This is a genomic window from Longimycelium tulufanense, from assembly GCF_014645795.1.
GTDB classification, from domain to species: Bacteria; Actinomycetota; Actinomycetes; order Mycobacteriales; family Pseudonocardiaceae; genus Longimycelium; species Longimycelium tulufanense.
In genome coordinates, this window is sequence record NZ_BMMK01000001.1 from 470217 (window position 1) to 496238 (window position 26022).

Annotated in this window: 24 protein-coding genes; 15 read left to right on the forward strand and 9 right to left on the reverse strand. The window is 70.6% G+C overall.

Annotation, left to right across the window (positions count from 1 at the left end; all coding sequences use genetic code 11):
• Positions 1-250: 250 nt before the first annotated feature.
• Both IEY55_RS02015 and IEY55_RS02020 read right to left on the reverse strand, forming a co-directional pair.
• Positions 251-1318, reverse strand: a complete 1068-nt coding sequence (locus tag IEY55_RS02015) for a chitinase (RefSeq protein ID WP_189053183.1) — start codon at positions 1316-1318, stop codon at positions 251-253.
• 44 nt (positions 1319-1362) lie between these two features.
• A complete protein-coding gene (locus IEY55_RS02020; RefSeq protein WP_189053185.1) occupies positions 1363-1512 on the reverse strand; it encodes a hypothetical protein in 150 nt (49 codons plus the stop codon).
• 384 nt (positions 1513-1896) lie between these two features.
• On the opposite strand from IEY55_RS02020, the gene IEY55_RS02025 reads away from it, so the two are divergent.
• Positions 1897-2943 (forward strand): methionine synthase, encoded by a 1047-nt coding sequence (locus IEY55_RS02025; RefSeq protein ID WP_189053187.1) that lies wholly within the window; start codon positions 1897-1899, stop codon positions 2941-2943.
• Positions 2944-2989: 46 nt separating this feature from the next.
• Here IEY55_RS02025 and IEY55_RS02030 read toward each other — a convergent pair whose 3' ends face one another.
• Positions 2990-4000, reverse strand: a complete 1011-nt coding sequence (locus tag IEY55_RS02030) for a YeiH family protein (RefSeq protein ID WP_373289949.1) — start codon at positions 3998-4000, stop codon at positions 2990-2992.
• Between the two features lie 71 nt (positions 4001-4071).
• Between IEY55_RS02030 and IEY55_RS02035 the strand changes: the two genes are divergently transcribed.
• The 5 genes from IEY55_RS02035 to IEY55_RS02060 all read left to right on the forward strand — a co-directional run bounded on the left by IEY55_RS02035 (position 4072) and on the right by IEY55_RS02060 (position 9991).
• Entirely contained in the window at positions 4072-4974 is a 903-nt protein-coding gene (locus IEY55_RS02035; protein ID WP_189053189.1) for a LysR family transcriptional regulator, read from the forward strand.
• 80 nt (positions 4975-5054) lie between these two features.
• Positions 5055-5723 carry a baseplate J/gp47 family protein gene (locus tag IEY55_RS02040; protein WP_189053191.1) on the forward strand — a complete coding sequence of 223 codons (669 nt, stop codon included), beginning with the start codon at positions 5055-5057 and terminating at the stop codon, positions 5721-5723.
• A gap of 184 nt (positions 5724-5907) precedes the next feature.
• Positions 5908-8061, forward strand: coding sequence for an NAD-dependent DNA ligase LigA (gene ligA, locus IEY55_RS02045; protein WP_189053193.1), 2154 nt, complete (start codon positions 5908-5910; stop codon positions 8059-8061).
• Positions 8062-8178: 117 nt separating this feature from the next.
• Positions 8179-9192 carry a GNAT family N-acetyltransferase gene (locus tag IEY55_RS31850; protein ID WP_229685863.1) on the forward strand — a complete coding sequence of 338 codons (1014 nt, stop codon included), beginning with the start codon at positions 8179-8181 and terminating at the stop codon, positions 9190-9192.
• Between the two features lie 31 nt (positions 9193-9223).
• Positions 9224-9991, forward strand: a complete 768-nt coding sequence (locus IEY55_RS02060; protein WP_189053195.1) for a 3-keto-5-aminohexanoate cleavage protein — start codon at positions 9224-9226, stop codon at positions 9989-9991.
• A 301-nt stretch (positions 9992-10292) separates the two neighbouring features.
• Here the strand turns inward: IEY55_RS02060 and IEY55_RS02065 are convergent, their stop codons facing one another.
• On the reverse strand, positions 10293-10946 hold the full coding sequence (locus IEY55_RS02065; protein WP_189053197.1) for an ACT domain-containing protein: 654 nt from the start codon (positions 10944-10946) through the stop codon (positions 10293-10295).
• Between the two features lie 272 nt (positions 10947-11218).
• On the opposite strand from IEY55_RS02065, the gene gatC reads away from it, so the two are divergent.
• From gatC to IEY55_RS02110, 9 genes are all read left to right on the forward strand, one after another.
• Entirely contained in the window at positions 11219-11515 is a 297-nt protein-coding gene (gene gatC, locus IEY55_RS02070) for an Asp-tRNA(Asn)/Glu-tRNA(Gln) amidotransferase subunit GatC (protein WP_189053199.1), read from the forward strand.
• The gene (gatA, locus tag IEY55_RS02075; RefSeq protein WP_189053201.1) at positions 11515-13059 is read left to right on the forward strand and encodes an Asp-tRNA(Asn)/Glu-tRNA(Gln) amidotransferase subunit GatA; all 1545 of its coding nucleotides are present in this window, start codon (positions 11515-11517) and stop codon (positions 13057-13059) included. The genes gatC and gatA overlap by 1 nt, the downstream gene beginning before the upstream one ends.
• Entirely contained in the window at positions 13056-13247 is a 192-nt protein-coding gene (locus IEY55_RS02080; protein ID WP_189053203.1) for a hypothetical protein, read from the forward strand. The genes gatA and IEY55_RS02080 overlap by 4 nt, the downstream gene beginning before the upstream one ends.
• The gene (gatB, locus tag IEY55_RS02085) at positions 13244-14749 is read left to right on the forward strand and encodes an Asp-tRNA(Asn)/Glu-tRNA(Gln) amidotransferase subunit GatB (RefSeq protein ID WP_189053206.1); all 1506 of its coding nucleotides are present in this window, start codon (positions 13244-13246) and stop codon (positions 14747-14749) included. The genes IEY55_RS02080 and gatB overlap by 4 nt, the downstream gene beginning before the upstream one ends.
• Before the next feature lie 149 nt (positions 14750-14898).
• The gene (locus IEY55_RS02090) at positions 14899-15144 is read left to right on the forward strand and encodes a permease (protein WP_229685865.1); all 246 of its coding nucleotides are present in this window, start codon (positions 14899-14901) and stop codon (positions 15142-15144) included.
• Positions 15145-15227: 83 nt separating this feature from the next.
• Positions 15228-15524 (forward strand): hypothetical protein, encoded by a 297-nt coding sequence (locus IEY55_RS02095; protein ID WP_189053208.1) that lies wholly within the window; start codon positions 15228-15230, stop codon positions 15522-15524.
• Positions 15525-15669: 145 nt separating this feature from the next.
• Complete coding sequence (locus IEY55_RS02100; RefSeq protein WP_229685867.1) at positions 15670-16704, forward strand: M48 family metallopeptidase; 1035 nt, start codon at positions 15670-15672, stop codon at positions 16702-16704.
• A gap of 576 nt (positions 16705-17280) precedes the next feature.
• Entirely contained in the window at positions 17281-18654 is a 1374-nt protein-coding gene (locus IEY55_RS02105) for a nucleobase:cation symporter-2 family protein (RefSeq protein WP_229685869.1), read from the forward strand.
• A complete protein-coding gene (locus IEY55_RS02110) occupies positions 18651-20000 on the forward strand; it encodes an 8-oxoguanine deaminase (RefSeq protein ID WP_189053209.1) in 1350 nt (449 codons plus the stop codon). Before IEY55_RS02105 ends, IEY55_RS02110 begins: the two co-directional genes overlap by 4 nt.
• Positions 20001-20275: 275 nt before the next feature.
• Here the strand turns inward: IEY55_RS02110 and IEY55_RS02115 are convergent, their stop codons facing one another.
• The 5 genes from IEY55_RS02115 to tdh form a co-directional block, all read right to left on the reverse strand.
• A complete protein-coding gene (locus IEY55_RS02115; RefSeq protein WP_189053211.1) occupies positions 20276-20788 on the reverse strand; it encodes a hypothetical protein in 513 nt (170 codons plus the stop codon).
• A complete protein-coding gene (locus IEY55_RS02120; RefSeq protein WP_189053213.1) occupies positions 20785-22005 on the reverse strand; it encodes a hypothetical protein in 1221 nt (406 codons plus the stop codon). Before IEY55_RS02120 ends, IEY55_RS02115 begins: the two co-directional genes overlap by 4 nt.
• A gap of 185 nt (positions 22006-22190) precedes the next feature.
• The gene (locus IEY55_RS02125) at positions 22191-23375 is read right to left on the reverse strand and encodes a PQQ-dependent sugar dehydrogenase (protein WP_229685870.1); all 1185 of its coding nucleotides are present in this window, start codon (positions 23373-23375) and stop codon (positions 22191-22193) included.
• A gap of 204 nt (positions 23376-23579) precedes the next feature.
• Positions 23580-24752, reverse strand: coding sequence for a glycine C-acetyltransferase (locus IEY55_RS02130; protein WP_444543280.1), 1173 nt, complete (start codon positions 24750-24752; stop codon positions 23580-23582).
• A 39-nt stretch (positions 24753-24791) separates the two neighbouring features.
• Positions 24792-25850 (reverse strand): L-threonine 3-dehydrogenase, encoded by a 1059-nt coding sequence (gene tdh, locus IEY55_RS02135; RefSeq protein WP_189053217.1) that lies wholly within the window; start codon positions 25848-25850, stop codon positions 24792-24794.
• Positions 25851-26022 lie beyond the last annotated feature (172 nt).

Below are 26022 nucleotides of genomic sequence, written 5' to 3' on the forward strand. Positions count from 1 at the left end.
ACGACTCCCCATCGAGCCTGGTTCAACCGCCCGGTGTAGCCACCCCCGTGGGGGTGAGAAACGGTCCGGTAGCCGTGCGCACCGTGCCGCGACACGGGCCTTTCCGGCAGAAGCGGCAAATTTCGGCAAATTGATCGGTGGTAGGGGATGGTGGCCAGCGGTTTTCCCACCGGTCCGACACCTCAGCGGGGGTGTTGGACCCTTCCCTTGTCTGGAAAGCCCCGCTGTTCCCGCCTCCCGCTTTCTCTGATCAGTTCGCGAATGCCTTGAAGATGTTGGTGAACTCGTACTCGGACTGCGCGATCCCGCTGCAGGTGGGGGAAACCCCGCCGCCCGGACACCGGCCGTTGTCCCGGCCCACCGACCAGAAGCCGATGAAGCCGATGTCGTGGGAGCGGGCGAAGGACACCAGCTTCCGCGCGTGTGCCTGTGTCGTGGTCATACCGCTGTCATTCCGGCCGATCATCGGTGTGATCCCGAGTATTCTCCGGAGCTCGGTGTCGGACTTGTCCGGCCAAACATCGTTCTTCATCTGCCGTAGCGTGGCCTTGGCGGCCGACACCATGGCCTCGCCCCAGTCACCGGTGTAGCCGAAGTTCATCAACATCGGGTTCACCAGGACATCGACGTTGTGTCGTGCGGCACTCTGCAGGATCTGGACCGAGAAGGGGTCGACCCCGAAGTCCTGCCCCTGCACCCGCAGCGTGTAACTGACGGAGGTACCCCGTTCCCGTTGGACGGTGGCGAGTGCCTGGTTCACCAGGTTGGCGGGAATGGCGGCCTCGACGTCGACATCGAGGTGGTTCGAGCCGGTCGCGTCGAGAATCTTCCGGTACGCCTCCGCCAGGGCCGCCGAGCTGCCGCAGACGTTCTCCAGGTAGGGGCCGAGGGCACCGCCGGTGGCGATGACGACGTCACCGCCCATCGCCCGAAGTTGCCGGATCTGGCCGATGATGCGTGGCTCGGTCAGCTCGATGGTTCCGCCCCACTTCGGGTCGCATCCGGCGCTGCTGCCCAGGACGAACGCGAGCGTGAAGTGCTTCTGCCCGGTTGCCCGAGCGACCTCCGGGAGCGTGGGCTCGTCCATGGTGATGTCGATATAGGGCGCGACCCGCGGGGTGCTTGCCCTGGCCGCCGGATCCTGCTCATGCTTCCACGAGAAGTGGTCGCTCGCTACGGAACCGGCCGTGCCGGAGGTCGCTGATTCCGCGCCCGCGGGTGCGGAAGTCAGCAGCGCACTGAAGGGGAACAGGGCTGCCGCCACGGCGACGGCGGCGAACGTGTTGATGGCGGCCCATGTGGTTGTGCTCGACTTCATGGGGTTCTCCACAGTTTCGATGGGCAGGGGAATGCGGAGAGTTGTCACTGCACGGTGACCGAGCGGATCTGGACGTTCCAGTCACCGGCCTGGTTCCTGGGAAGCCACCCGTTGACGATGTCGCCCTGGATCCATTCGCCGATGTCGGCGGCGAAGCAGTGGCCGTAGCCGGGAACGTGGAACCTCGTGCCCACCGGACATGCCGCGCATCCACTGCGCAGAGCCCAGGTCCCGTGGGGTATCCGGGCGCGTTGGTGCCGACTTCGTTGTAGACGAGTCATCGGGCCGCCTTTCGCTCCGGGGCGGGTCCGGAGCGCGGCGCCGGCCGCCACACCCCGGACCCGCGCTCGCCCCCGTCGGGGCGAGCGGCGCGGGAAGCGCGGCGACGTGGCCACGACCGTATGTGGCCTAGACCACTTGGTCAATGGGTCTAGACCTCTTCCGTGCGTTCGGTGCGGGAAGCTGCCGGGGCGGAGTGGCTCGCAAGCGGTGGGCGGTGACGCGGTTCGCGGTGCTGGGTGTCCCGCCTCGGCCGGGGCCGTCCCGATCCGTCCGGCCACCGGTGATAGTCATGGGGCGTGAGTAACGCATCCTGGCCCGCCGACGCCGCCACCGGCATCGGCTCACTGCCCGGCGTCGACCCGCTTGAGGCGGCCCGTGTCGTGGTCGGCGAGCTGCCCCGGCTCCCGCACCTGCCCGAGCTGCCCGCCCGCGGTGTGGGCGCCGACCTGCTCGGCCGGACCGCCGGCCTGCTGGTTGACCTCGCCGTCGAGGTGGTCCCCTCGAGCTACCGGGTCACCGCCCGGCCCGGCGCCGACCACCGCCGCGCGGTCGATCTCCTGCGCGACGACCTCGACGCGTTCGAGGAGGCGCTGCAAACCACGGGTAGCCAACCGGCCGCGGTCAAGGTGCAGGTGGCCGGGCCGTGGACCCTCGCCGCCGGCGTGGAGGTTCCGCGCGGCCACCGCGTCCTCACCGACCCCGGCGCCGTCCGCGACTTCTCCGAGTCGCTGGCCGAAGGACTCGCCACGCACGTCACCGAGGTCGCCCGCCGAACCGGCGTCCCGGTCCTCGTGCAACTCGACGAACCGACCCTGCCCGCCGTGCTCGCCGGATCCCTGCCCACCGCCTCCGGCTACGGCACGGTGCCTGCTGTCGGCGAATCCGACGCCGTCGACGTGCTCCGCCGGATCGTCGAGGTGGCGCGCTCGGCGTCGGACCAGCCGGTGATCGTGCACTGCTGCGCCGCGCAGCCACCACTGCGGCTGCTCCGGCGCGCCGGAGCGGACGCGCTCGCCTTCGATGTTTCCCTGCTTCGCGGCAACCAGCAGTGGGACGAGGTCGGTGAGGTCTGGGACGGCGGCGCGATCCTGTTCCTCGGCCTGGTTCCGGGCGTCGACCCCGAACAGCCACCCACCCTGCGCGAGGCGGCGAAGCCCGTCCTCGAACTGGTCGACCGGCTGGGCTTTCCCCGCTCCCTGCTGGCCGAACGGGCCGTGCCCACGCCGAGTTGCGGCTTGGCCGGCGCGACCCCGGAGTGGTCCCGCCGGGCCATGACGTTGGTCCGTGATCTCGGCAAGGGCTTCGCCGAACCTCCGGAAAGCTGGGGTGGCTCCGACCGCTGAGGAGCACACCACGGGTCCACTGCGGACCGCCGCGTGTCCATGCTCCTCAGCCGAGCAGGACGATTCCCGACCAGGAGACGGCCATCGCCAGCAGCGTCGAGAGCAGCCCGAGGAGCAGGGCACGCGGGCCGGTGCGGACCAACGCCGCCAGGCGAACCCCGCTGCCAAGGCCGAACAACGCACCGGCCAGGAGCAACGTGGTGAGCGTCTTTGCCACGTCCAGTGCGGCGTCGGGAACGGCACCGGTGCTCCGCACCAGGACCATCGCGAGGAAACCGAGCACGAACAACGGAACCAGCGGCGGCCGCCCACCTTCCGCCGCTGCCCGGCGACGGCGCTCCATCATGCTGACCGCCGCCACCAGCGGGGCCAGCAACACGACCCGGCTCAGCTTCACCACGACCGCGGTGGCGACCGCCATCGCGCCCGCCGGGGACGCGGCCGCGACCACCTGTGCCACCTCGTGCACGCTCGCACCGGACCAGCGTCCGAAGTCCGCACCCGCGAGCCCCACCGGACCGGCGAGCAGCGGCAGCGCGACGATGGCCAGGCTGCCGTAGAGGGTGACCAGCGCGATCGCCGTCGCGACGTCCTCCTCGTCCCGCTCGACCACGCCCTCCATCGCCGCGACAGCGGACGCCCCGCAGATCGCAAACCCCGTCCCCACCAGCATCGACAGCCCCCGGGACAGGCCGAGCGCCCGGCCCAGCAGCAGCGTGCCGGCGAACGTGAGGACCACGGTGGCCAGGACGGTGAGCAACGTGCCGGCACCCAACCCCAGCACCTGGGGGACGGCGAGCTGGAGGCCGAGGAACACCACGCCCACGCGCAACAGGCGGCGAGTCGCCCACGCCAGGCCGGGCCGGGTCGCGGCGGGAAGTACCGGCAGGTTGCCCACGACCACGCCCAGCACGATCGCGACGGTCAACGCGCTGATGGCCGGGGCAACCAGGTTGGCCAGCCAGGCCAGCCCCACGGCCAGGACGACGACGGTGATGCCGGGCCACAGCTGCCGGGGTGTGGCGGTGCTGCGGGAACCGACGGTTGTTGCGGTCACGGCAACGACGTTCCGTGATCACCGGGGTGGCCGGTAGCCCGATCTTGCGACTGGGGTCATAACCTCATCGCATGAGTGGGTTGCCGGACCTGGAGTCGCTGCGCCTGCTCGTGCTGGTGGGGGAGCTGGGCAGCATCGGCCGGGCCGCCACCGAGCTGGGCACCACGCAACCGGCGGCCAGCAAGCGGATGGCGTCCCTGGAGCGCCAGCTGCGGCTCGTCCTGGTCGACCGCACCCGTCGCGGCTCCCGGCTCACCCCGGCCGGCCAGGTCGTCTCGGACTGGGCCCGCAAGGTGCTCGACGAGGTCGACGGGCTGCTCACCGGGGCCGAGGCGTTGCGCTCGGAGCGGGACGCGGAGTTGCGGGTCGCGGCCAGCCTCACGGTGGCCGAGCATTTGGCGCCGGGGTGGATCGGCCAGCTGCGCCGCGCCGAGCCCGGCCTCTACGTCGGGCTGCAGGTCACCAACTCCACCGCCGTGCTCGAGCTGGTGCGCTCCGGCGAGGTCGACCTCGGCTTCGTGGAGTCGCCCAACCTGCCCGCCGACCTGTCCTACCGCCGGGTGGCGGCGGACCGGCTCGCGGTCGTGGTGCCGCCCGGTCACCCCTGGGCGCGTCGCCGGCGACCGGTGCGGATGGTGGAGTTGGCGGCCACCCCGCTGGTCGTCCGCGAGCCGGGATCGGGCACCCGGGAAACGCTGGAGAAGGCGTTGGCACGGGCCGGTGGCGGCCCCGCCCAGCCACTGCTGGAGCTCGGTTCGACCACCGCGGTGCGCAGCGCGGTGGTCGCCGGGGTCGGCCCGGCGGTGCTCAGCGTGCTCGCCGTGGGTGCCGACCTGGCGGACGGCCGGCTCGTCGAGGTCTCCGTCGAGGACATCGACCTACGGCGCGCGTTGTGTGCGGTGTGGCCGGGCGGGCGCCGCCTCGTCGGTCCCGCGGCCGCGCTCCTCGACATCGCCCGCCGCGCCGGCCCCTGAGGTACCCCCGCCGGCGGTCGCCCAACAGGTGCCGGCAACCGGCACCGGCAGCACCACGGTTCGCGAGAGAATCCGGCGCCATGTGGAACTTCCTCCGGCGACACCGCGACGCCGAGCAACCACCCGGCCCGGCGGCCGCGGCGCAGCGCTTCTGGCAGCGCTGGGACAAGCTGCTGCCGCAGATCAGCGCCGCACTCGGCGATCACGAGCCGCACCGGGTGGAGAACGAGCTGTGCGAGCTGGTCGCCGAGCTCCATCCGGACCTGCACTTCGCCCTGGAACGCGGGGAGCACGCGATCTACGCGCTCGTGGTCAGCGCCCAGGGCGACCCCGCGCTGCGGCCCTACACCGACGCCTGGATCGCCCTGGCCCCACCGGACAACCCCACCTGGGAGTTCCACGACTCCGTACCACCGGTGCCCGACCCGGCCGAGGTGACGGTCAGCCTCGGCCCGCACCGCCTGCCGCTGGCCGAGGTCCGGGTCGCCGCCCTGGTCGACGAGCCGGCGGGGCTGGTCGACGTCGCCGTGCACCACCCCCGGCTGGCCGACCTCGACGAACGCTCCCGGCAGGCGATGACCTTCCTGCCGCTGGACGCCGCCCTCGGCGAGCGCCTCGCCGCGGACCGGCTGGGCCGGGTGGAGACCGCACTGGCCGAGCCGGCGAGCTCGATCAGCCTGGGCGAGCTGCGGGAGCTGGTGACCGAGGTGGACCGGCGGGCCCGCGGGGCCGGTCCAGGAGCGAGCTGACACGCTCGGTGACGGGTGAAGCGAGCATCGTCAGCAACAAGGTGCGCAGCGAAGCCCGGAGGCCAGCGATCCGACACTGCGCGGTGACGGCGAAGCGACCATCGCCACGCGGCGACGAGACGCGCAGCGAAGCCCGGAGGCGAGCGATCCAACACGGGGACACCATGACCCGCGACTGTCGGGCATGGTGACTAGTCTCAACGGTGTGACCAGCAGCGACGACCTGATCGAGCGGCCGGTGGAGGAGCGGGGGGCCGAGGGACTCGAGGATGTTCCCGCCGATGTCCGGGAGCGGCACGCGGCGCTGGCCGAGGAGATCCGTGGCCACCAGTTCCGCTACTACGTGCGCGACGCGCCCACCATCTCCGATGCCGAGTTCGACATCCTGCTCCGCGATCTGGAGCGGATGGAGGCCGAGCATCCCGCCCTGGTCACCCCGGACTCCCCGACGCAGACCGTCGGCGGCGTGTTCTCCACCGAGTTCAAGCCGGTCAAGCACAAGGAGCGGATGCTCAGCCTGGACAACGCCTTCACCACCGAGGAGTTCCGGGCCTGGGTGGACCGGGTGGAGAAGGAGGTCGGCTCGGCCGCGCACTACCTGTGCGAGCTGAAGATCGACGGCATCGCGATCAACCTGCGCTACGAGAAGGGCCGGCTGGTGCGGGCCGCCACCCGGGGCGACGGCCGCACCGGCGAGGACGTGACGTTGAACATCCGCACCCTCGACGACGTGCCGGAACGGCTCCAGGGCAGCAAGAAGTACCCGGTGCCGGACTCGGTCGAGGTGCGCGGCGAGGTCTTCTTCGTCGTCTCCGAGTTCACCGAGCTGAACGCCAAGCTGGTCGCCGACGGCAAGCCCCCGTTCGCCAACCCGCGCAACGCCGCCGCCGGCTCGGTCCGGCAGAAGGACCCGAAGGTCACCGCCTCCCGCCCGCTGCGGATGATCTGCCACGGCCTGGGCGCCCGTGACGGCTTCGAGCCGACCCGGCAGTCGGAGTCCTACGCCGCGCTCGCGGCGTGGGGGCTGCCAGTGTCCTCGCACACCAAGGTACTGTCCACTGTGGACGAGGTGCTCGAGCACATCGCCTACTGGGGCGAGCATCGGCACGACGCCGAGCACGAGATCGACGGCGTCGTGGTCAAGGTGGACGAGGTGCCGTTGCAGCGCCGCCTCGGCGCCACCTCCCGCGCACCGCGGTGGGCCATCGCCTACAAGTACCCGCCGGAGGAAGCCACCACGACCCTGCTCGACATCCGGGTCAACGTCGGGCGGACGGGACGCGTCACGCCGTACGCGGTCATGGAGCCGGTCAAGGTCGCTGGCTCCACCGTGGCCATGGCGACCCTGCACAACGCCAACGAGGTTGAGCGCAAGGGCGTGCTGATCGGCGACCGGGTGGTCATCCGCAAGGCCGGCGACGTGATCCCCGAGGTGCTGGGACCGGTCGTAGACGCCCGCGACGGTAACGAGCGCGAGTTCCGGATGCCCACCGAATGCCCGGAATGCGGTGCCGAGCTGCGCCCCGAGAAGGAAGGCGACGTCGACATCCGTTGCCCCAACGCGCAGTTCTGCATGGGACAGCGCAGGGAGCGACTCTTCTACCTGGCCGGCCGTAGCGCCTTCGACATCGAGGTGCTCGGCTACGAGGCCGCCACCGCGCTGCTCAACTCCGGCGTCATCGAGAACGAGGCCGACCTGTTCGACCTCGACGCCGACACTGTGCGCCAGGTCGACCTGTTCCGCACCACCGCTGGCGAGCTGTCCCTCAACGGGCAGAAGCTGCTGGCGAACCTGGCCGAGGCCAGGGACCGTCCGTTGTGGCGGGTGCTGGTGGCCCTGTCCATCCGGCACGTCGGCCCGACCGCGGCCCGCGCGCTGGCCCGCGAGTTCGGCTCGGTGGACCGGATCGCCGAGGCGAGCGAGGAGGAGCTGGCCGCGGTGGACGGTGTCGGCCCCCGCATCGCCACCGCCGTGCGGGAGTGGTTCTCCGTCGCGTGGCACCGCGAGGTGGTCGCGAAGTGGCGGGACGCGGGCGTGCGCATGGAGGAGGAGCGCGACGAGTCGATCCCCCGCCACCTGGAGGGCCTGTCGATCGTGGTGACCGGCACGCTGAACGACTTCTCCCGCGACGACGCCAAGGAGGCGATCATGGCGCGGGGCGGGAAGGCGGCCGGCTCGGTGTCGAAGAAGACCGCCTTCGTCGTGGTGGGCGATTCACCCGGTTCCAAATACGACAAGGCCGTCCAGCTGAAGGTGCCCATTCTCGATGAGGATGGTTTCCGGATCCTGTTGGAGCGCGGGCCGGAAGCGGCCTCCGAAGTCGCACGCACGGAGTAATCCGGCCCGGAGCGGGAGACGCCGGGGCCGTTCCCCGGAATGATCGGTAGGGGTGTCACGAACGCCACCTGTCCCACCGCGGGACGGGTACTGCGACAACTGGGGGACGCAGTGGACATGGTCGATGAGGTCCGACCAGCCGCGATCGACAACCGTCACACGGTGCTGATCCGGCCGGCTTTCGCCCGGGAACACGCCGAAATCGGCGCGCTGACCGTCGCCGCCTACCGGGCGGACGGGCAGCTCACCGCACCCTGCCGCGAGGGGGCGCTGCGGGACGCCGCGGCCCGCGCCGCGCAAGCCGAGCTGCTGGTGGCGGTCGGCCCCGGTGGGATGTTGCTCGGCACGGTCACGCTGTGCCGTGCCGACTCACCGTGGGCGGAGATCAGCCGGGCGGGTGAGTGGGAGTTCCGGGCGCTGGCGGTGCATCCGGACGCCCGCGGCCGCGGTGTCGGGCGCGCGCTGGTGCGTGCGGTGCTCGACGAGGCGTTGCGGCGCCACGGGCGGCGGGTGACGTTGCTGACCAAGGACGAGACGAATGCGGCACGCCTGCTGTTCGAGGGGATGGGGTTCCGTCGGCTGCCCGACCGGGACCGCTCCCACGACCTGGGCCTGATCGCGTTCGGCATGGACCTGCCCCTCGCCCCGCCGGGGCTGGGGGTGCGTCCGGCCGTCCGGGACGACTTCGCGGCGATCGGCGCGCTGGTCACCAAGGTCTACGTGGGCGAGGGCTACGTCGGTGAGGCGGTCATCCCGTTGCTCAACGACGTCGACCGCCAGGCCCGCCACACCGAGCTGCTGGTCGCGGTGGAGGAGGGTCACGTGGTCGGGGTGGTCAGCCTGTGCCGGGCGAACAACCTCTACGCCCGGCTGGCCCGTGTGGACGAGGCGGAGCTCCGGTTGCTCGCGGTGGAGCCGACGGCCCGCGGCCGCGGGGTGGGGGAGTCGTTGGTGCGGGCGGCCGTGGAGCGAGCCGCCGGGATCGGGGCGAGCCGGCTGGTGCTCTCCACCCAGCCACGAATGCACGCGGCGCACCGTTTGTTCGCCCGAATGGGTTTCTGTCGGTACCGGGACCGGGACTGGTACACGTCAATCGGCTTACACATGCTTGCGTTCGCGTATCCGCTGTAGCTGCGACGGTGAACGTGACTGCGGAGGTGACGTGCTCCAGCTCTGCCCGAACGGAGGTCGTGGACCCGACGAGCACCCGGCCGTGCCGTCGACCCCGGACCGGCTGGCCGCCGAGGTGGCGGCGGTGACCTCGCTCGGGGTCACGTCGACCCACCTGCACCCGCGGCTGGCCGGCGGCCCGGAGACGATGGACCCGGACGAGGTGGGGGCGGCGGTGGCCGCGGTGCGCGCGGCCGCCCCGGGCGTGGAGGTGGGGGTGACCACCGGCGCCTGGGTGGAGCCCGACCCCACCCGCCGGGTCGCGCACGTGCTGCGGTGGGGCGCGCTCGGCACCGCACGGCCGGATGTGGCCTCGGTGAACGTGCACGAGGACGGCTGGCTGGAGGTGTTGCAGGCGCTGACCGCCGTCGGGATCGGGGTGGAGCTGGGCGTGTGGTCGCCGGCCGACGCCGCGCGGGCGCGCGCCGCCGGTGTGCCGGACGAGGTCCGGCGGATCCTGGTCGAGGCGCAGCCGGCCGAGCCCGGCCGGGCCGTGGCCGAGGCCGGGCGCATCCTGGCCGAGCTCGGCGAGCCGGCCGTCCCGGTGCTGCTGCACGGCGAGGGCGAGGGCTGCTGGGCGGTGCTGGTGGAGGCGGGCCGGCGCGGGTTGGCCACCCGGATCGGACTGGAGGACACGCTGCAACTGCCGGACGGGCGGGTGGCCACCAGCAACGCCGAGCTGGTCGCCACCGCGCGACGGCTTCTCGGCGGGAACCATCGGGGTGGCGTCGCGGGCACGGCCGAGGCCGAAAGTCGCTGAGCCGGCGCCCCCGGCCCGGCCCGGGGGCGCCGCGCAAAGGCAGGGTCGCTCTCAAACGGCCCGGTGATGCCGACCGTTGGCCCCCGCCCTCCGGGCGGGGCAGTCACCGTGGAGTGACGACCTCGGCGAGGTCAATGTCGAGCGAGAACGGTTCCGTGAGCGTGACGTGGGTGGTGGGGTCGGCCGCCACGTATTCCCCGTTCACCAGATGGGAGGCGACGATGACGGGTTCGCCGGCGATCTGCTCCTCGGTGGGATGTTCGATGCGTTCGCACTGCCTGCTCTGCTCGGCGGGAGCCGGTCAGTCCTCGAGGACGACGGACACTATTCCGGCGAGGTGGGCGAGGCGGGCCACCTCCGCGGCACGGAACATCGGTCCGCCCGGCCGGCCGACCAGCAACACCCGCTCCGGGCTGCCCAGCGGGGTGGCGGCCAGCTCGGTGCCCAGCTCCTGCCAGGTCGGCGGCACCCAGTCCTCGTCGCTGTCCAGGATCGTGGCGCGCTCCAGCGGCAGCCACGGTAGGTGCACCGTCCGGGTCTCCGGCGCGGCCATGCTGCCGGCCAGCCGGTGCAGGCCCTCGCCGTTGCGACTGATCACCACCGCCCAGCCGGAGCGGATGATCTTCGGTACGCCCTCGGTGAACACCTCCAGGCCCTTCTCCGGTGCCGCCGCCACCTCCTCGACCAGCTCGAGCTCGCGGTGGGTGTCCAGCACGCCCGCATACGGGCGCACCGCGTCCACCACGACCCCGTCGATCGACTCGGCCGCGGTGATCAGCACGTCCGGCAGTCGCCCGGACGGCAGCTCGACGACCAGGTCGTCGATGGCCATCCCGGGCGCGCGCTCGACGACATCCAGGCTGAGGATGTCCGCGCCGACCTTTCCCAGCGCGGTGGCCACCGCGCCGAGCATCCCGGGACGGTCCGGGAGCTGCACCCGGATCAGGAAGGACACCGGTGAAACGCCTCCCGAGCCCGTGCGCGGGACCTCGCCGCCCGCGCGTGGAACCGGCGGGCGCTGGGCAGGCAGCGCCCGCTGCCGGTGGGGATTCTCGCAGACCCGCCCCGCCGGCCGACCGCCAGTCCGTATTGCGAGACTGTTTGGTTCTGGTTAATCGGGTCCGGAGCGGCCGTAGCCGTGGAAGGCGGTTCCGGCCACCCCGGCGACGCGCCATAGACTCGCCTGGTCAGGTAGACGCCAGACGTGACCAGGGGGTCATCGCCGCAGTGCCCGCCATCTCCCGCGACGAGGTCGCCCACCTCGCCAGGCTAGCCAGGTTGGCCGTCACCGCCGAAGAGCTCGACGTCTTCGCCGGTCAGCTCGACGACATCCTGCAGGCCGTGGCCCGGGTGGGCGAGGTCGCCGCCGACGACATCCCGCCGACCTCGCACGCCGTCCCGCTGACCAACGTGTTCCGCGAGGACGTGGTCCGGCCGGGGCTGAGCCAGCAGCAGGCGCTCTCCGGGGCGCCGCGTGCCGAGGACGGCCGGTTCCGCGTGCCGCGCATCCTGGGGGAGGAGTGATGGCCGATCTGACCAGGCTCACCGCGGCCGAGCTGGCCGGGCGGATACACGCGCGCGAGGTCAGCGCGGTCGAGGTGGCGCAGGCCCACCTGGACCGCATCGCCGCGGTCGACCCCGCCGTGCACGCCTTCCTGCACGTCGACGCCGAGGGCGCGCTGGCCGCGGCCCGTGCGGTGGACGAGACGCTGGCCGCCGGCCGGCCGCCGGCCTCCCCGCTGGCCGGGGTCCCGCTCGCGCTCAAGGACGTGTTCACCACCGAGGGCGTGCCCACCACCTGCGGCTCCAAGATCCTCGATGGCTGGCTGCCGCCCTACGACGCCACGGTGACCCGCCGGCTGAAGCAGGCCGGCATCGTCGTCCTGGGCAAGACCAACATGGACGAGTTCGCCATGGGCTCGTCCACCGAGAACTCCGCCTACGGCCCGACCCGCAACCCGTGGAACCCGGAGCGGATCCCGGGCGGCTCCGGCGGTGGGTCCGCCGCCGCGCTGGCCGCCTTCCAGGCGCCGCTGGCGATCGGCACCGACACCGGCGGGTCGATCCGCCAGCCGGGCGCCGTGACCGGCACGGTCGGGGTCAAGCCCACCTACGGCGGGGTCTCCCGCTACGGCCTGGTCGCCTTCTCGTCCTCGCTGGACCAGGGCGGGCCGTGCGCCCGGACCGTGCTCGACGCCGCGTTGCTGCACGAGGTCATCGGCGGGCACGACCCGCTGGACTCCACCTCGATCGACGCGCCGGTGCCGCCGGTGGTCGCCGCCGCCCGCCAGGGTGCGGCCGGTGACCTGAGCGGCGTGCGGGTCGGCGTGGTCACCGAGCTGGACGGCGAGGGCTACCAGCCCGGCGTGCTGAGCGCCTTCCACGCCGCGGTCGAGCAGCTGCGCGCGCTGGGTGCGGAGGTCGTCAAGGTCTCCTGCCCGCACTTCGACTACGGGCTGTCGGCCTACTACCTGATCGCGCCGAGCGAGTGCTCGTCGAACCTGGCCCGGTTCGACGCGATGCGCTACGGCCTGCGGGAGGGTGACGACGGCACGCACAGCGCCGAGGAGGTCATGACGCTGACCCGGGAGGCCGGCTTCGGCCCGGAGGTCAAGCGCCGGATCATGCTCGGCACCTACGCGTTGTCCGCGGGCTACTACGACGCCTACTACGGGCAGGCCCAGAAGGTTCGCACCCTGATCGCCCGCGACTTCGCCGCCGCGTACGAGAAGGTCGACGTGCTGGTCTCGCCGACGACGCCGACGACCGCGTTCCGCATCGGCGAGAAGGTGGACGACCCGTTGGCGATGTACCGGTCCGACCTGTGCACGATCCCGGCCAACCTGGCCGGGAACGCCGCCATGAGCGTGCCGTGCGGGCTGGCCGAGGAGGACGGCCTGCCGGTCGGCCTGCAGATCATGGCCCCGACCATGCAGGACCACCGGATGTACCGGGTCGCGGCGGCCTACGAGGTGGCGCGGGACGCCGCCGAGGGTGGACCGCTGATCCACCGGGTGCCGGAGCTGCCGGCCACCGTGGGCCGGGGTGTCGAGGAGGTGGCGCGATGAAGAAGGTGAGTTCGGTGCTGGCGCTGGTGGCATCGGTGGCCGGGCTGGCCGGCGTCCTCCGCGAGCTGCGGTCGGCGCGGACCAGGTCGGACAGGCTGATGCAGGCCAACGCGTTGGCCAACCTGCTCGTCGTGATCACCGGTGCCGCGCTGGCCGTGCGCGGCCTGCGGAAGGACTCGGACCAGTGACCGCCACCGCCGAGCTGATGGACTTCGCCGACGTCGTCGAGCGCTTCGACCCGGTGCTCGGCCTGGAGGTCCACGTCGAGCTGTCCACGGCCACGAAGATGTTCTGCGGCTGCGCCAACGCCTTCGGCGCCGAGCCCAACACCCAGGTGTGCCCGACGTGCCTGGGCCTGCCCGGCTCGCTTCCGGTGGTCAACGGCACCGCCGTGGAGTCGGCCATCCGGATCGGGCTCGCGCTCAACTGCGAGATCGCGCAGTGGTGCCGGTTCGCCCGGAAGAACTACTTCTACCCGGACATGCCGAAGAACTTCCAGACCTCGCAGTACGACGAGCCGATCGCCGTCAACGGGCACCTGGACGTCGTGCTCGAGGACGGTGCGGTGTTCCGGGTGGGCATCGAGCGTGCCCACATGGAGGAGGACACCGGCAAGTCGCTGCACGTGGGTGGGGCGACCGGGCGGATCCGCGGCGCCGAGCACTCGCTGCTGGACTACAACCGGGCGGGCGTGCCGCTGATCGAGATCGTCACCAAGCCGATCGTCGGTGCCGGGGAGCGCGCCCCGGAGGTGGCGCGGGCGTACGTGACCGCGCTACGGGACCTGCTGCGTGCCCTGCGCGTCTCGGACGTGCGGATGGACCAGGGTTCGCTGCGGTGCGACGCCAACGTCTCGCTGATGCCCACGGGCAGCACGGAGTTCGGCACGCGCACCGAGACCAAGAACGTGAACTCGCTGCGTTCGGTGGAGCGCGCGGTGCGGTACGAGATGTGCCGGCAGGCCGCGGTGCTCGCCGCGGGCGAGAAGATCGTGCAGGAGACCCGGCATTTCGACGAGGCTACCGGCAGCACATCCCCGGGGCGGCGCAAGGAGACCGCCGAGGACTACCGGTACTTCCCGGAGCCGGACCTGGTGCCCATCGCACCGTCGCGGGAGTGGGTCGAGCAGCTGCGCACGACGCTGCCCGAGCTGCCGTGGGAGCGGCGCAAGCGGGCCCAGGAGCAGTGGGGCCTGTCCGACGCCGAGCTGCGGGACCTGGTCAACGCCGGGGCGCTGGAGCTGGTGGCCGAGACCGTGGAGGCCGGTGCCGCGCCGGGGGAGGCCCGGTCGTGGTGGGTGTCCTACCTGGCGCAGCAGGCGAACACGCGGGGCGTGGAACTGGCGGACCTGCCGATCACGCCGGAGCAGGTGGCGCGGGTGGTCACCCTGGTGGCCGAGGGGACGCTGACGAACAAGTTGGCACGTCAGGTGGTCGACGGCGTGCTCGACGGCGAGGGCGGGCCGGACGAGGTGGTGGAGAAGCGCGGCCTGAAGGTGGTCTCGGACGACTCGGCGCTGCTCGCCGCGGTGGACGAGGCCCTGGCCGCGAACCCGGACGTGGCGGAGAAGATCCGTGGCGGGAAGGTGGCCGCGGCCGGTGCCATCGTCGGTGCGGTCATGAAGGCGACGAAGGGACAGGCGGACGCGAAGCGGGTCCGCGAACTGATCCTCGAACGCTGCGCCCAGTGAGCCGAATGCGGTAGCGGAGGCATACCCGGCACCCGGTCGCTGCCGGGTATGCCTCAGCACGACCTGGAGGCCCGCGTGGCTGCGTTGGAGACACAGGTCCGCGAGCTGGCCGAGCGCGTCACAGTGAGCAGGATGCGGCGGCCGCCCGCGTGCTGGCAGACGGAGCCGACCGGGACGTCACCGAATTTCGCCAAGAGATTCGTGACTTCCGGCAGGCCACCACGGCCAGCTTCAACGCGATGCGCGACGACCTGACCGACCTCCGGCAGCAGATGAATAGCGGGTTCACCGAGCTGCGTGGCAAACTCGACGCGACAGCGGCCAGGATTGATCAGATTACCGGCCTTCTCAACACGTTCATCCCTCAGCAGGGCGGTCAGCAGTCCGGCTCGTAGTCCGCGCCGGTGCTGTCCTCAGCTACCGCTGCGGTGCCCTGGGTAACCACCAGAGCCGAGAGGACGATGGGCCGACCGAGCCGTTGGCCGAGGACGTTCCGCTGACCCGGTACTTCCCCACCCCGGCCGACCAAGCCACCCGGTTGGAGGCGGCGGGTTTCCGGGTTCGACTGCTCCAGTACGTGGATCGCCCCACCCCGCTGGCCAACTGCGCGGCCGGCGCCGCGGACTGGTGGCGAATGATGGGGCCGTCCGTGTTGTCCGCCTACCCCCGGGACCGCGTCGACGAACTGCTGGCCGAGGTCAACAACGTTCTGCGGGAGACCTGGTCGGTTCGGACAAGGTCTGGACAGCGGACTATGTGCGGCTTCGCTTCGTAGCCGAGGTGATCTGAGCGGGCGTGGCGCGTCGGCTGTTCCTGGCTGCGCGGTCACTGCTCGAAGGTCTTGCGGGTTGTCGTGAAACCGGGCTGTACGCCGACGCCTTGCGATACTTTGGGCGGCAGCCGAGGGGAGGTACCCACCCGTGAACAACGACGTTCAGCAGTGGTCGACGCGTGTGCGCTTTCCCGGGATCAGCCCGCGCGCGTACGAACATCCCGCCGACCGGGGCGCAATGGCGACGTTGCGGGCCGTTCCCGGGGCGACCGAGGTGCTCAAGGCGGTGTCCGGCCTGTTCACCGAGCGCGGTGAACGGCTCATGGCACTGGCCTCCAGTATCCGGGTCGGCCCGAAGCAGTACCCGCGAATCGACATTCTGCGCAACGAGTGCGCCGAGTTACTCGACCTACCGCAGGTACCGAAGCTTTACGTCATGCGCAGCCCGGACGCGACCGCCTACACCATCGGCATCGACGAGCCGTTCGTCGTGCTGAGCACGGGCCTGGTCGAGGCGCTCGACACCGAGAGCCTGCGGTTCGTCATCGGGCACGAGATGGGCCACGTGCTCTCCGGTCACGCCGTGCTGCGCACGATCCTTTTGCGGCTGGTCTCGCTGCAGCAGACCGTGGCCTGGGTGCCGCTCGGCGCGCTCGGCCTGCGCGCCGTCATCGCCGCGCTGCGGGAATGGTTCCGCAAGGCGGAGCTGACCTGTGACCGGGCCGGCCTGCTCACCGTCCAGGACCCCTCGGCGGCGCTGCGCGCGCATCTGTACATGGCCGGCGGCACGGACGCCTCCGAGATCGACATCCCCTCCTTCCTCCAGCAGGCGAAGGAGTACGAGGAAGTCGACGACATCCGCGACAGCATCCTCAAGCTGATGACTGTCGAGAACATGAACCACCCGTTCGCCGTCGTCCGCGCCGCGCAACTCCAGCGGTGGGCGGCATCGGAGGAGTACCGGGCGATCCTGGCCGGCAACTACCAGCGCCGGGAGGACGACAACCCCGCGGAGTCGTTGACCGACGACATCGGCTCGGCGGCCAAGTCCTACAGCGACTCGGTGAACAACTCCACCGACCCGTTGCTCAAGATGTTCAGCGACATCGGGAGTGCCGTGTCCGACGCTGCCGGCAAGGTGTGGAGCAAGGTTCGCCCCAACGCGAGCGACAGCGGCCAGTAACCGGCCGACACCGCCGAGCGGAAGGTCTCCCGCGCGACAGGAACCCCTTCCGCCATATTGCAGCGGGTACCTCCCCTGTGATCGGCGAACGGGCGGCGGCGACTCCTGTCGCGCCACCGGGCGAGCAGGGAGAGTGCCTTGTCCCTGGGGGCTGCGGGGCCCGGTGGGCGGCGATCAGCGGTCGGTATCCGACGCCACCCGGTGGGTGGTGCGCGGTGGGGGAACCACGTGTCAGCCGGAAAAATCCCGTTGCTGGCGTCCTGCGAGCTATGTCGTAATTGACTGGTAAGAATAGAAAGTCTGATTAATTCTGGTTCAGAAAGATCTCTTTCGGGACGGGGTACTGATACGAGGAATCTATGAAAGAAGCCCGGGTCTGGCGCGACCCGTCCGTGCCGTGGATTCTCATCCGGGTGGCAGTGCGTGGTGTCATCGGTTGTTCGCGGCTAAGGTGCAGCGTGCACGGGACACGGTCGGGGTGCCACGGGCGCCGTCCCGAAATGGTGGCCGGTGTTTCAGATCCGTTTCGTCATTTGATCACCAGAACCGCCATGACCACGCCGCGGGGGAGCCGTCGTGAGACTGTCGACCATCCGTCATAGCCGAAGCGAGAAGAGCCCGGTGGACACGATGCTGCCGGTCGGTCAACTGCTCACCCTCGGCCTGCAGCACGTGCTGGCCATGTACGCGGGTGCCGTCGCGGTCCCCTTGATCATCGGTTCCGCCCTCGGCCTCTCCCAGGCCGACATCGGCTACCTGGTGAACGCCGACCTCCTGATATGTGGGGTCGCAACGTTGATCCAGTGTCTCGGTGTGTGGCGGTTCGGTGTCCGGATGCCACTGATGCAGGGCTGCTCGTTCGCCGCCCTGACACCGATGGTCCTGATCGGGACCAAGGGGGGTGGCCTGCCCGCGATCTATGGTGCGGTCATCGCGTCGGGCCTGCTGGTGACGTTGCTCGCCCCGTACTTCAGTCGTCTCGTGCGACTCTTCCCGCCGCTGGTCGTGGGGACCATTGCCGTGCTCATCGGTGTCTCGCTGCTTCCGGTCGCCGTCAACTGGGCGGCCGGCGGGTCGGGTGCGGCAGACTTCGGTGCCCCACGCCATCTGGCGCTGGCGCTCGGAGTACTCGCACTCGTGCTCGCCGCGGGCCGCTACCTTCCCGGCTTCTTCGGGAAGAACGCGGTACTGCTGGGAATAGTCCTTGGCACCCTGGTCGCGATCCCGTTGGGCTTCACGAGCTTCTCCTCGGTGCGTGACGCACCACTCATCGGGATCAGTACCCCGTTTCACTTCGGACTGCCAACCTTCTCCCCGGCCGCAATCGTGTCGCTGGTCGTGGTCATGCTCGTGGTGATGACCGAGACCAGCGGCAGCATCCTGACGATCGGGGAAATGGTGGGTAAGCCGGTCGACCGTCGCGTCCTGGCGGACGGCCTGCGCGCCGACGGGTTGTCCACGCTGCTCGGTGGAGTGTTCAACACCTTTCCGTACACCGCCTACGGCCAGAACATCGGCCTACTCGGATTGACCGGGGTACGCAGCCGATACGTGGTTGCGACAGGCGGAGCCATCCTGGTGGTCCTCGGCCTGACACCCGTGCTCGGCCAGATCGTAGCGGCGATCCCACCTGCCGTGCTCGGCGGTGCCGGCCTCGTCATGTTCGGTAGCGTCGCCGCCGGAGGCATCCGCACGTTGTCGCGGGTGTCGTTCACGGGCAACGCCAATCTGCTCGTCGTTGCGGTCGCACTGGGAGTCGGCCTGGCGCCCATCGGTGCACCACACATCTACGATCAGTTTCCGGCGTGGTTCCAGAACGTCATGCAGTCCGGGATCAGCGCCGGTTCCCTGACGGCGGTCCTGCTGAACCTGCTCTTCAACCGTTTCCGTGTGGCGGCCGATGAGCCGGCACCACCCGCCATGGCGCAGGCCGAAGGCAGTGCGACGTGAGGACAGTCATCGAGGGCGCTGCCGTGGTCACCATGGACGGGCGGGGGAGCGAGTACCCGAACGGGCACGTGGTCGTGGACCATAACCGAATCACCGCCGTCGGCGCTGGCCACGCAACACCGGGAGCGGAACCCGGGGTGGTGGTGGACGGGGAAGGTTGCTTGGTCACCCCGGGACTGGTCAACACGCATCACCACCTCTTCCAAGGAGCTACCCGCGGTTACGCGTCGGACAACGCCCTGTTCGACTGGTTGACCGCGCTGTACCCGATGTGGACGGCTCTGGACGAGGACGTGGTGCACGCCGCGGCCATGGTGGGCCTGGCATGGCTGGCACGCTCGGGATGCACCACCGTCGCCGACCACCACTACCTGTTCCCACGGTGCGGTGGGGACATGCTCGGCGCGGTGGTGAACGCCGCACAGCAGGTGGGGATGCGGTTGCACCTCGTGCGCGGGTCGATGGACCGAGGACGGTCGAGGGGTGGACTGCCGCCGGACGAGCTCGTGGAGGACACCGAGACCGCACTGATCGCGAGCGAGTCCGCGATCACCAGGTACCACGATCCCGCGCCGGACGCGCTGGTGCGGGTCGCTCTCGGTCCGTGCTCGCTGGCCACCGCCAGCGCGGACCTGCTGGGCCGGGCGGCGGACCTGGCGCGTCGGAACGGCGTCCAGCTGCACAGCCATCTCGGCGAAACATGGGACGAACGAGAACGGTGCCGCACGGAGTTCGGCCGGACCCCCACCGAACGGTTCGCCGATCTCGGCCTGCTGGGCGGAGATGTCTGGCTGGCACACGGGATCCACCTGTCTCGCACCGATATCGAGCAGTTGGCCGCGAGTGGAACCGGCATCGCTCACTGTCCGAGTTCCAACGCCAGGCTCGGTTCCGGCATCGCCCCGGTACGGGCACTTCTGGACGCCGGTGTCGCCGTTGGGTTGGGTGTGGACGGCGCGGCGTGCAACGAAGCGGCTCGGCTGGGCAACGAGCCCCGGATGGCGCTCTATCTCGCCCGGCTGCGCGACGGGGTGGGTGCCCTCGGTGTCCGCGAGGCGCTGTGGCTGGCGACGATGGGTGGGGCACGGTGCCTTGGCCGATCCGACGAGATCGGCTCGCTGGAGCCGGGCAAGCTCGCCGATCTGGCCCTGTGGCGGGTGGACGGCATCGACCACGCCGGAATCGCGGACCCCGTTGCCGCACTGGTACTGGGCGAGCTGCCCCCGTTGGAGCTGCTGCTCGTTGGCGGACGCCCGCTGGCGCGCTCGGGTCAGCTCGTGACGGTGGAGGAAACGGAGATCGCCCGCAATCTGGCGGCCGCGAGTCACCGTGTGGCGAACCGATGACGGCCCAACATCCCCCGGCAGGCCGGCTGTCCCAGTAGGGGAAATGGTAGCCGATCTTCTTGAGCGCCTCGCGCGCGGACGCCTGCGCCTCGGGAGAGCCTTCCTCGACGCTATTCTCGAGCGTGAGCCGCACGCTGGAGAAGTTCTGTCGTCAGTGACCGGTGAGAAGTGGAGCAGACTGATCACGGCTGACCAAGGAGAAGATCTTCCGAGACCGGGGCGGTGATGGTTTCGGAGGGGGCCCCGGCCGCAATCCGGCCTGTGGCCCTGGTTCGTTATGACGATCGGTCCGCTTGGATGATGACGTTGATCTGAACCTGAACCGTTCGTTCGAGGCGTGCGCCCGCCACGTCCGGCAGGCCACTTTCCCGCAGTCCCTCGCGTACGGCGGCACCGACCGTTTCGGGCAACTGTTGGATGACATCCTCGGGTAGTCCGCCACTGGCCTGCCGGGCGGCCATGACACTCAGTTCTGCCTCGTTGGCACACTCCCGGACAGTCGACGGATCGGAGCCCTCGCCAAAGGCCCTCGGCACCAGCTTGCGGATCCACCGCTTCACCGCGGTAGCTGTCGCGGCCAACACGACCTCGGTCCCGGTCTTGGCGGACTCCTTGACACCCTCGGTGATTCCGGCCGCGGCCGCCACGAGTAGCAGGTACCCGATGCTTACCGCAACGGTGGCCGGATCGAACCGCTTCTGTTCCGGGGGCTGCAGATACGTGAAATCCGAACCCAGCGCGTCCGCCAGCTCCAGCGCCGCGTCGTTGACGTCGAGGTCGGTACTCACGCGCCCTCCTCCGCGTTCGGCCACGGCATCTTGCCCAGCAGCAGATCGCGCACCGCCCTCGGTCGGTGTAGCCCCAGCTCGCCCTCGCGTACGATCAGGTTGACCGTCAAGGTGTCACCACGCTGTTGCGCCTCGCGGATCTGCCGCCGTTCTTCCCGAAGACGTACGTCGCCGAGATCGGCCCACTGGTGGACGAGCCCATCCTGCAGGCGCACGAACAGCTCCTCGGCGGTGGCCTGGACCGCCAGTTCCGCGCTCGACCCCTCGTCCGCGGCGGCACTGGCCAGCAACAAGGCCGCCAAGGCATAGGGTGCGGCGGCGAACAGCAGCTCGCCGAAGGCGTCGCGATCAGGCGGGCCGTCCAGCGCGGTATCGCGTCTGCGTTCTGCCTCCCGGAGCAGGTCTTCGGCGGCACGGAAGACAACTTCCGCATGGCCTTCGCGCAGCGCCTTGCCGCACAGGCCGTAGATGGCCTGCCCCGGGCTCACGCCGAGTTCCAGCATTCCGAACGAGAAGAACCGGGTGAACTCGACGCGCTGCGCCTGTCCCGCGGCGGCGATGGCCGATGGCAGCCGCGCGACGACGAGTAGGGCGGCCGCAGCCGTGCTGCCGAGGCGGCCCTCGTCCCGTCGTCCGTTGGCTTCTCCCTCCAGTCCCTCGGCTGCTGAGAGCGGTACTCCCTCGGGAGACAACAACGCGGTTCTGCGGAATTGGTCGCTCAGTTCCCGCAGCTCCGGATGCGGTTCGTCCAGCACACAGTGGTCGATCGCGTGGGCGGCATTGGCCACGAACCGCCCGCGGCGCAGCGCCACGGGGTGCGGCGGCGGGCCTCCGGTGGCCTCGATCGCCTCAGCCTCGAGGAGCTGTTCGGCGAGGTGACGGTTGAGGCTGAGGAAGCGGTCACGTGCGGGCGTCCTACCCAACCTCACGCGTAGTGTCCGAACCCGGCCTGGCGGTCGGTAGCTGTCGTCGTGATGTCGGCCGGCGCCGTGTTCGTCGAGACAGATGTAGTGCTTCTTGGCGCCGGGACCCAGACCCTTGGTGATCATTCGGACGGTCACGTCCCGGTCGGGAAGGCCGGCAGCCTCCCACGCCTCCCGCACGAGAATGTTCTGCTCCAGGAACTGTGGCTCGGCACCGAGCAACGCCCTACCCAGTAGCACCGCCTCAGCCAGCGCCGCTTGTCCCCGGGGTAGCGGGACCTCTGCCAGACCCATGCCGCCCCCCTGGTGCCCGGTAACCCATCGGCCACAGTAGTGACGTGGGCCACATCCTAGCCGCCAGATCGGGCTTGTGGGGACAAATCGTCGGATTTGTGTGGGGACGGGGGCCAGGATGTCAACGCCGCCGCAAAAAACGACCAGCTCTCGTAATTTGGCACCGGCCGCGGTGGCCCGGCCGATCAGTCCTTGCCACCGCCATTGGGCTTGCGGATGAGCATGAGGACCCGGTCGTCACTGGATACCGTCTTGCCACCGGTCTTGTTGATCGTGCCGGTGAAGGCGTGCGTGCCCTGGGGCGCGAGGTCCAGTGGCGACAGCTGCCCGTAGGTGTCCTGCTCGGCACGCTGCGGCTGCCCACTGACCGAACCGTCGGGGTTGAGCGCGACATTCACCACCGCCGCGTCCCGTTCCAGCGCGATCATCACGCCGTCCTGCCAGGCCGCGCACCCGGCCACCCCGGGCTTGTCCGGCCAGTTCCACGCACCCGCGCCCAACGCTCCCGGACGGACCTTGTAGAGCAGGTCACGATCGGACGCCTGGTCGGTCACCCACGTCGCCTTGCCGTCCCGGGTCGTGCACAGCCCACCGGGTGAGTGCAGGCCGCTGGCCAACACCGGCGAGTCCGCGCTCGGGTTGCCGGCGGCCGGCTTGCCCGTCGCGTCGATGCGGAGCACCTTGCCGGCCAACGACCCGGGGTCGGCTGCGGCCCCGGGGTTGCCGGCATCACCGGTGGCCACCAGCAACGCACCCTGCCGGTCACTGGCCAGCGCGCCACGATTCCCGTTGCCGCCCCTGGGGATTCCGGTGAGGATGGGCTTGGCCTTGTCCCCGGGCGCGAAGCGCACCACCCGGTTGTCCTCGGCCGTCGTCACGTAGGCGTAGACCAGCTGGTCCTCGGCGTAGCTGGGGGACAGGGCCAGGCCCGTGACCCCACCGCCGCCCGCGGTGTCCACAGTGAGGCGGGCGATCTCCACGGGCTCCCGACCCTTGGTGACCCGCAACACCCGACCGTCCCGCTCGGCGGCGAACGCGCTCTCGCCGTCCGGCAGCGACACCACCGCCGAGATCGGGGACAGGCAGGTGGCGATCACCGCGGGGTCGTGGTCCCGGCAGCCGTCCGGCGGGGGGATCGAGGCCGTGGCCTGGTCCTGGCGGCCGGACCCGGAGCGGTCGTCGGACTCCCACGGCAGCCGCGGCTCCGGCCCGGCCTGCGGCGTCAGCGACGGTCGCTCGCGCCAGTCCGCGGCGGGTCGGGAGTCGGGGAACTGGGCGCAACCGGCCAGCAGCACCGTCACGGCACCGGCCAGCAGGGCGAACCGCCCCACCGGTCGAGCCCGCGTCCAGCCACGTCCCCCACCTGCCACGCAGACCACGGTAGGGGTTACCCCGTGAACCCCGGGTGAGCGGCCCCGGCCCACGACGCGGCGAGCGCTGTCCCCGGATCGGTGCGCCCGCGTCGGACGTGCCTGCTCACCGCAACAACCGTCATCGCTCGACCAGGTGAAGATGGTCGGACGGCCACCCCGCGCGCGGGTGGCCAGGCCCCGACCACCGCGAGCGAGGAGCCCTCACGCCCTGGCCAGCTCGTCCCGGGCCGCGGCGAACGCCCGGACGGCGCGCTCCACGTCCTCGGTGGAATGCGCCGCCGACAGCTGCACCCGGATCCGGGCCAGCCCCTTGGGCACCACCGGGTAGGAGAACGCGATCACGTAGATGCCCTTGGCGAGCAGCAGGTCCGCCATCCGACCGGCCTCGGCCGCGTCACCGATCATCACCGGGGTGATCGGGTGGTCGCCGGGCAGGACGTCGAAACCCTGCTCAGCCATCCGGCGCCGGAACAACGCGGTGTTCTCCCGCAGCCGGGCCCGCTGTGTGTCCGAAGTGGACAGTAGGTCGAGCACCTTCAGCGACGCCGCGACGATCGACGGCGCCAGCGAGTTGGAGAACAGGTACGGCCGCGAGCGCTGCCGCAACATCTCCACGATTTCCCCGCGCCCACTTGCGTAACCGCCGCTGGCACCACCCAGCGCCTTGCCGAGTGTGCCGGTGACGATGTCGACCTTGTCCGTCACCCCGAACAGCTCCGGCGTTCCGGCGCCGTTGTGGCCCATGAAGCCCACGGCGTGCGAGTCGTCCACCATCACCAGCGCGTCGTACCGCTCGGCCAGCGCGCAGATCTCGTCCAGCGGAGCGAGGTAGCCGTCCATGGAGAACACGCCGTCGGTGACGACCAGCCGGTACCGGGCGTTCGCGGCCTCCTTGAGGCAACGCTCGAGGTCGGCCATGTCCCGGTTCTTGTACCGGTATCGGGTCGCCTTGCACAGCCGGATGCCGTCGATGATGCTGGCGTGGTTCAGCTCGTCGGAGATCACGGCGTCCACATCGGACAGTAGCGTCTCGAACACGCCGCCGTTGGCGTCGAAGCACGAGCTGTAGAGGATCGTGTCCTCGGTACCCAGGAAGCGGCTGAGCCCCGCCTCGAGTTCCTTGTGCGGCGCCTGGGTGCCGCAGATGAAGCGCACCGACGCCATACCGAAGCCCCACTCGTCCAGCGATGCCTTGGCGGCGGCGATGACCTCGGGGTGGTCGGCCAGCCCGAGGTAGTTGTTGGCGCAGAAGTTCAGCACCTCGTCGCCGCCCACCCGGATCGCGGCCGCCTGGGGGCTGCTGATGACCCGCTCGCCCTTGTACAGCCCCGCGGCACGGATCTCGTCGAGGGCGGTGCGCAGGTCCTCGCGCATCCTGTCGAACACGTCGGCGTTCTCCTTACTCGGTGGGCTCTAGCTGGTGGGCTGGTCGGCGGGCAGGGTGGGCCGTGTCCAGTCGATCACGACCTTGCCGCAGCGCCCGGAGCGGGCCGCGGCGAACGCCTCGGCGTGCTGCTCGAAGCCGAACCGGTTGGTGATCACCGGGCTGATGTCCAGCCCACTCTGCAGCATCACCGACATCGCGTACCAGGTCTCGTACATCTCCCGGCCGTAGATGCCCTTGATCGTCAGCATGTGCGTGACCACCCGGGCCATGTCGATCGGGATGTCCTCGGTGGGCAGGCCGAGCACGGCGATGCGGCCGCCGTGCGTCATGTTGGCGATCATGTCGCGCAGCGCCTCGGGACGGCCGGACATCTCCAGGCCGATGTCGAAGCCCTCCTTCATGTCCAGCTCGCGCTGCGCCCGCCCGATCGGCACGGCACGCACGTCCAGCGCCAGGCTCACCCCGATCTTGCGCGCCAGTTCGAGGCGGTAGTCGCTGACGTCGGTGATGACCACGTGCCGGGCGCCGGCGTGCCGGGCCACCGCGGCGGCCATCAGCCCGATCGGGCCGGCACCGGTGATCAGCACGTCCTCGCCGAGCACGGGGAACGCGAGCGCGGTGTGCACCGCGTTGCCGAACGGGTCGAAGATCGCCGCCACGTCCAGGTCGACCGGCTGCCGGTGCACCCAGACGTTCGATTCGGGCAGCACCACCATCTCGGCGAACGCGCCGTCGGTGTGCACGCCGAGCCCGAGGGTGCGCACGCACAGGTGCCGGCGGCCGGCCATGCAGTTCCGGCAGCTCCCGCACACCAGGTGCCCCTCGCCGCTGACCAGGTCGCCCGGCTCGGCCCTGGTCACCGCCGGGCCGACCGCGACCACCTCGCCGACGAACTCGTGGCCGAGCACCAACGGGGGTCGCACCGTCCCGGCGGCCCAGTCGTCCCAGCTCGCGATGTGCAGATCGGTGCCGCAGATCCCGGTGCGCAGCACCTTGATCAGCACGTCCCGGTCGCCCGGACGAGGGGCCGGGACCTCGGTCAGCTCGAGGCCCGGGCCGGCGGCGGTCTTGACAAGCGCCTTCACACTCTCACTGTCGGCAGGGCCGGGTGTGAAGTCCATCGAGGTTTTCTCGCATGGTGGTTTAGCGCACCTGAACAGGGGCGTGGGGTCCTGGCTGGCCCCACCCGGACCAGTGGTGGGGTCCGATCGCCGTCCGACCGGGCTGTCACCGGCCGGCGTGGCCAGGAGAAATGCT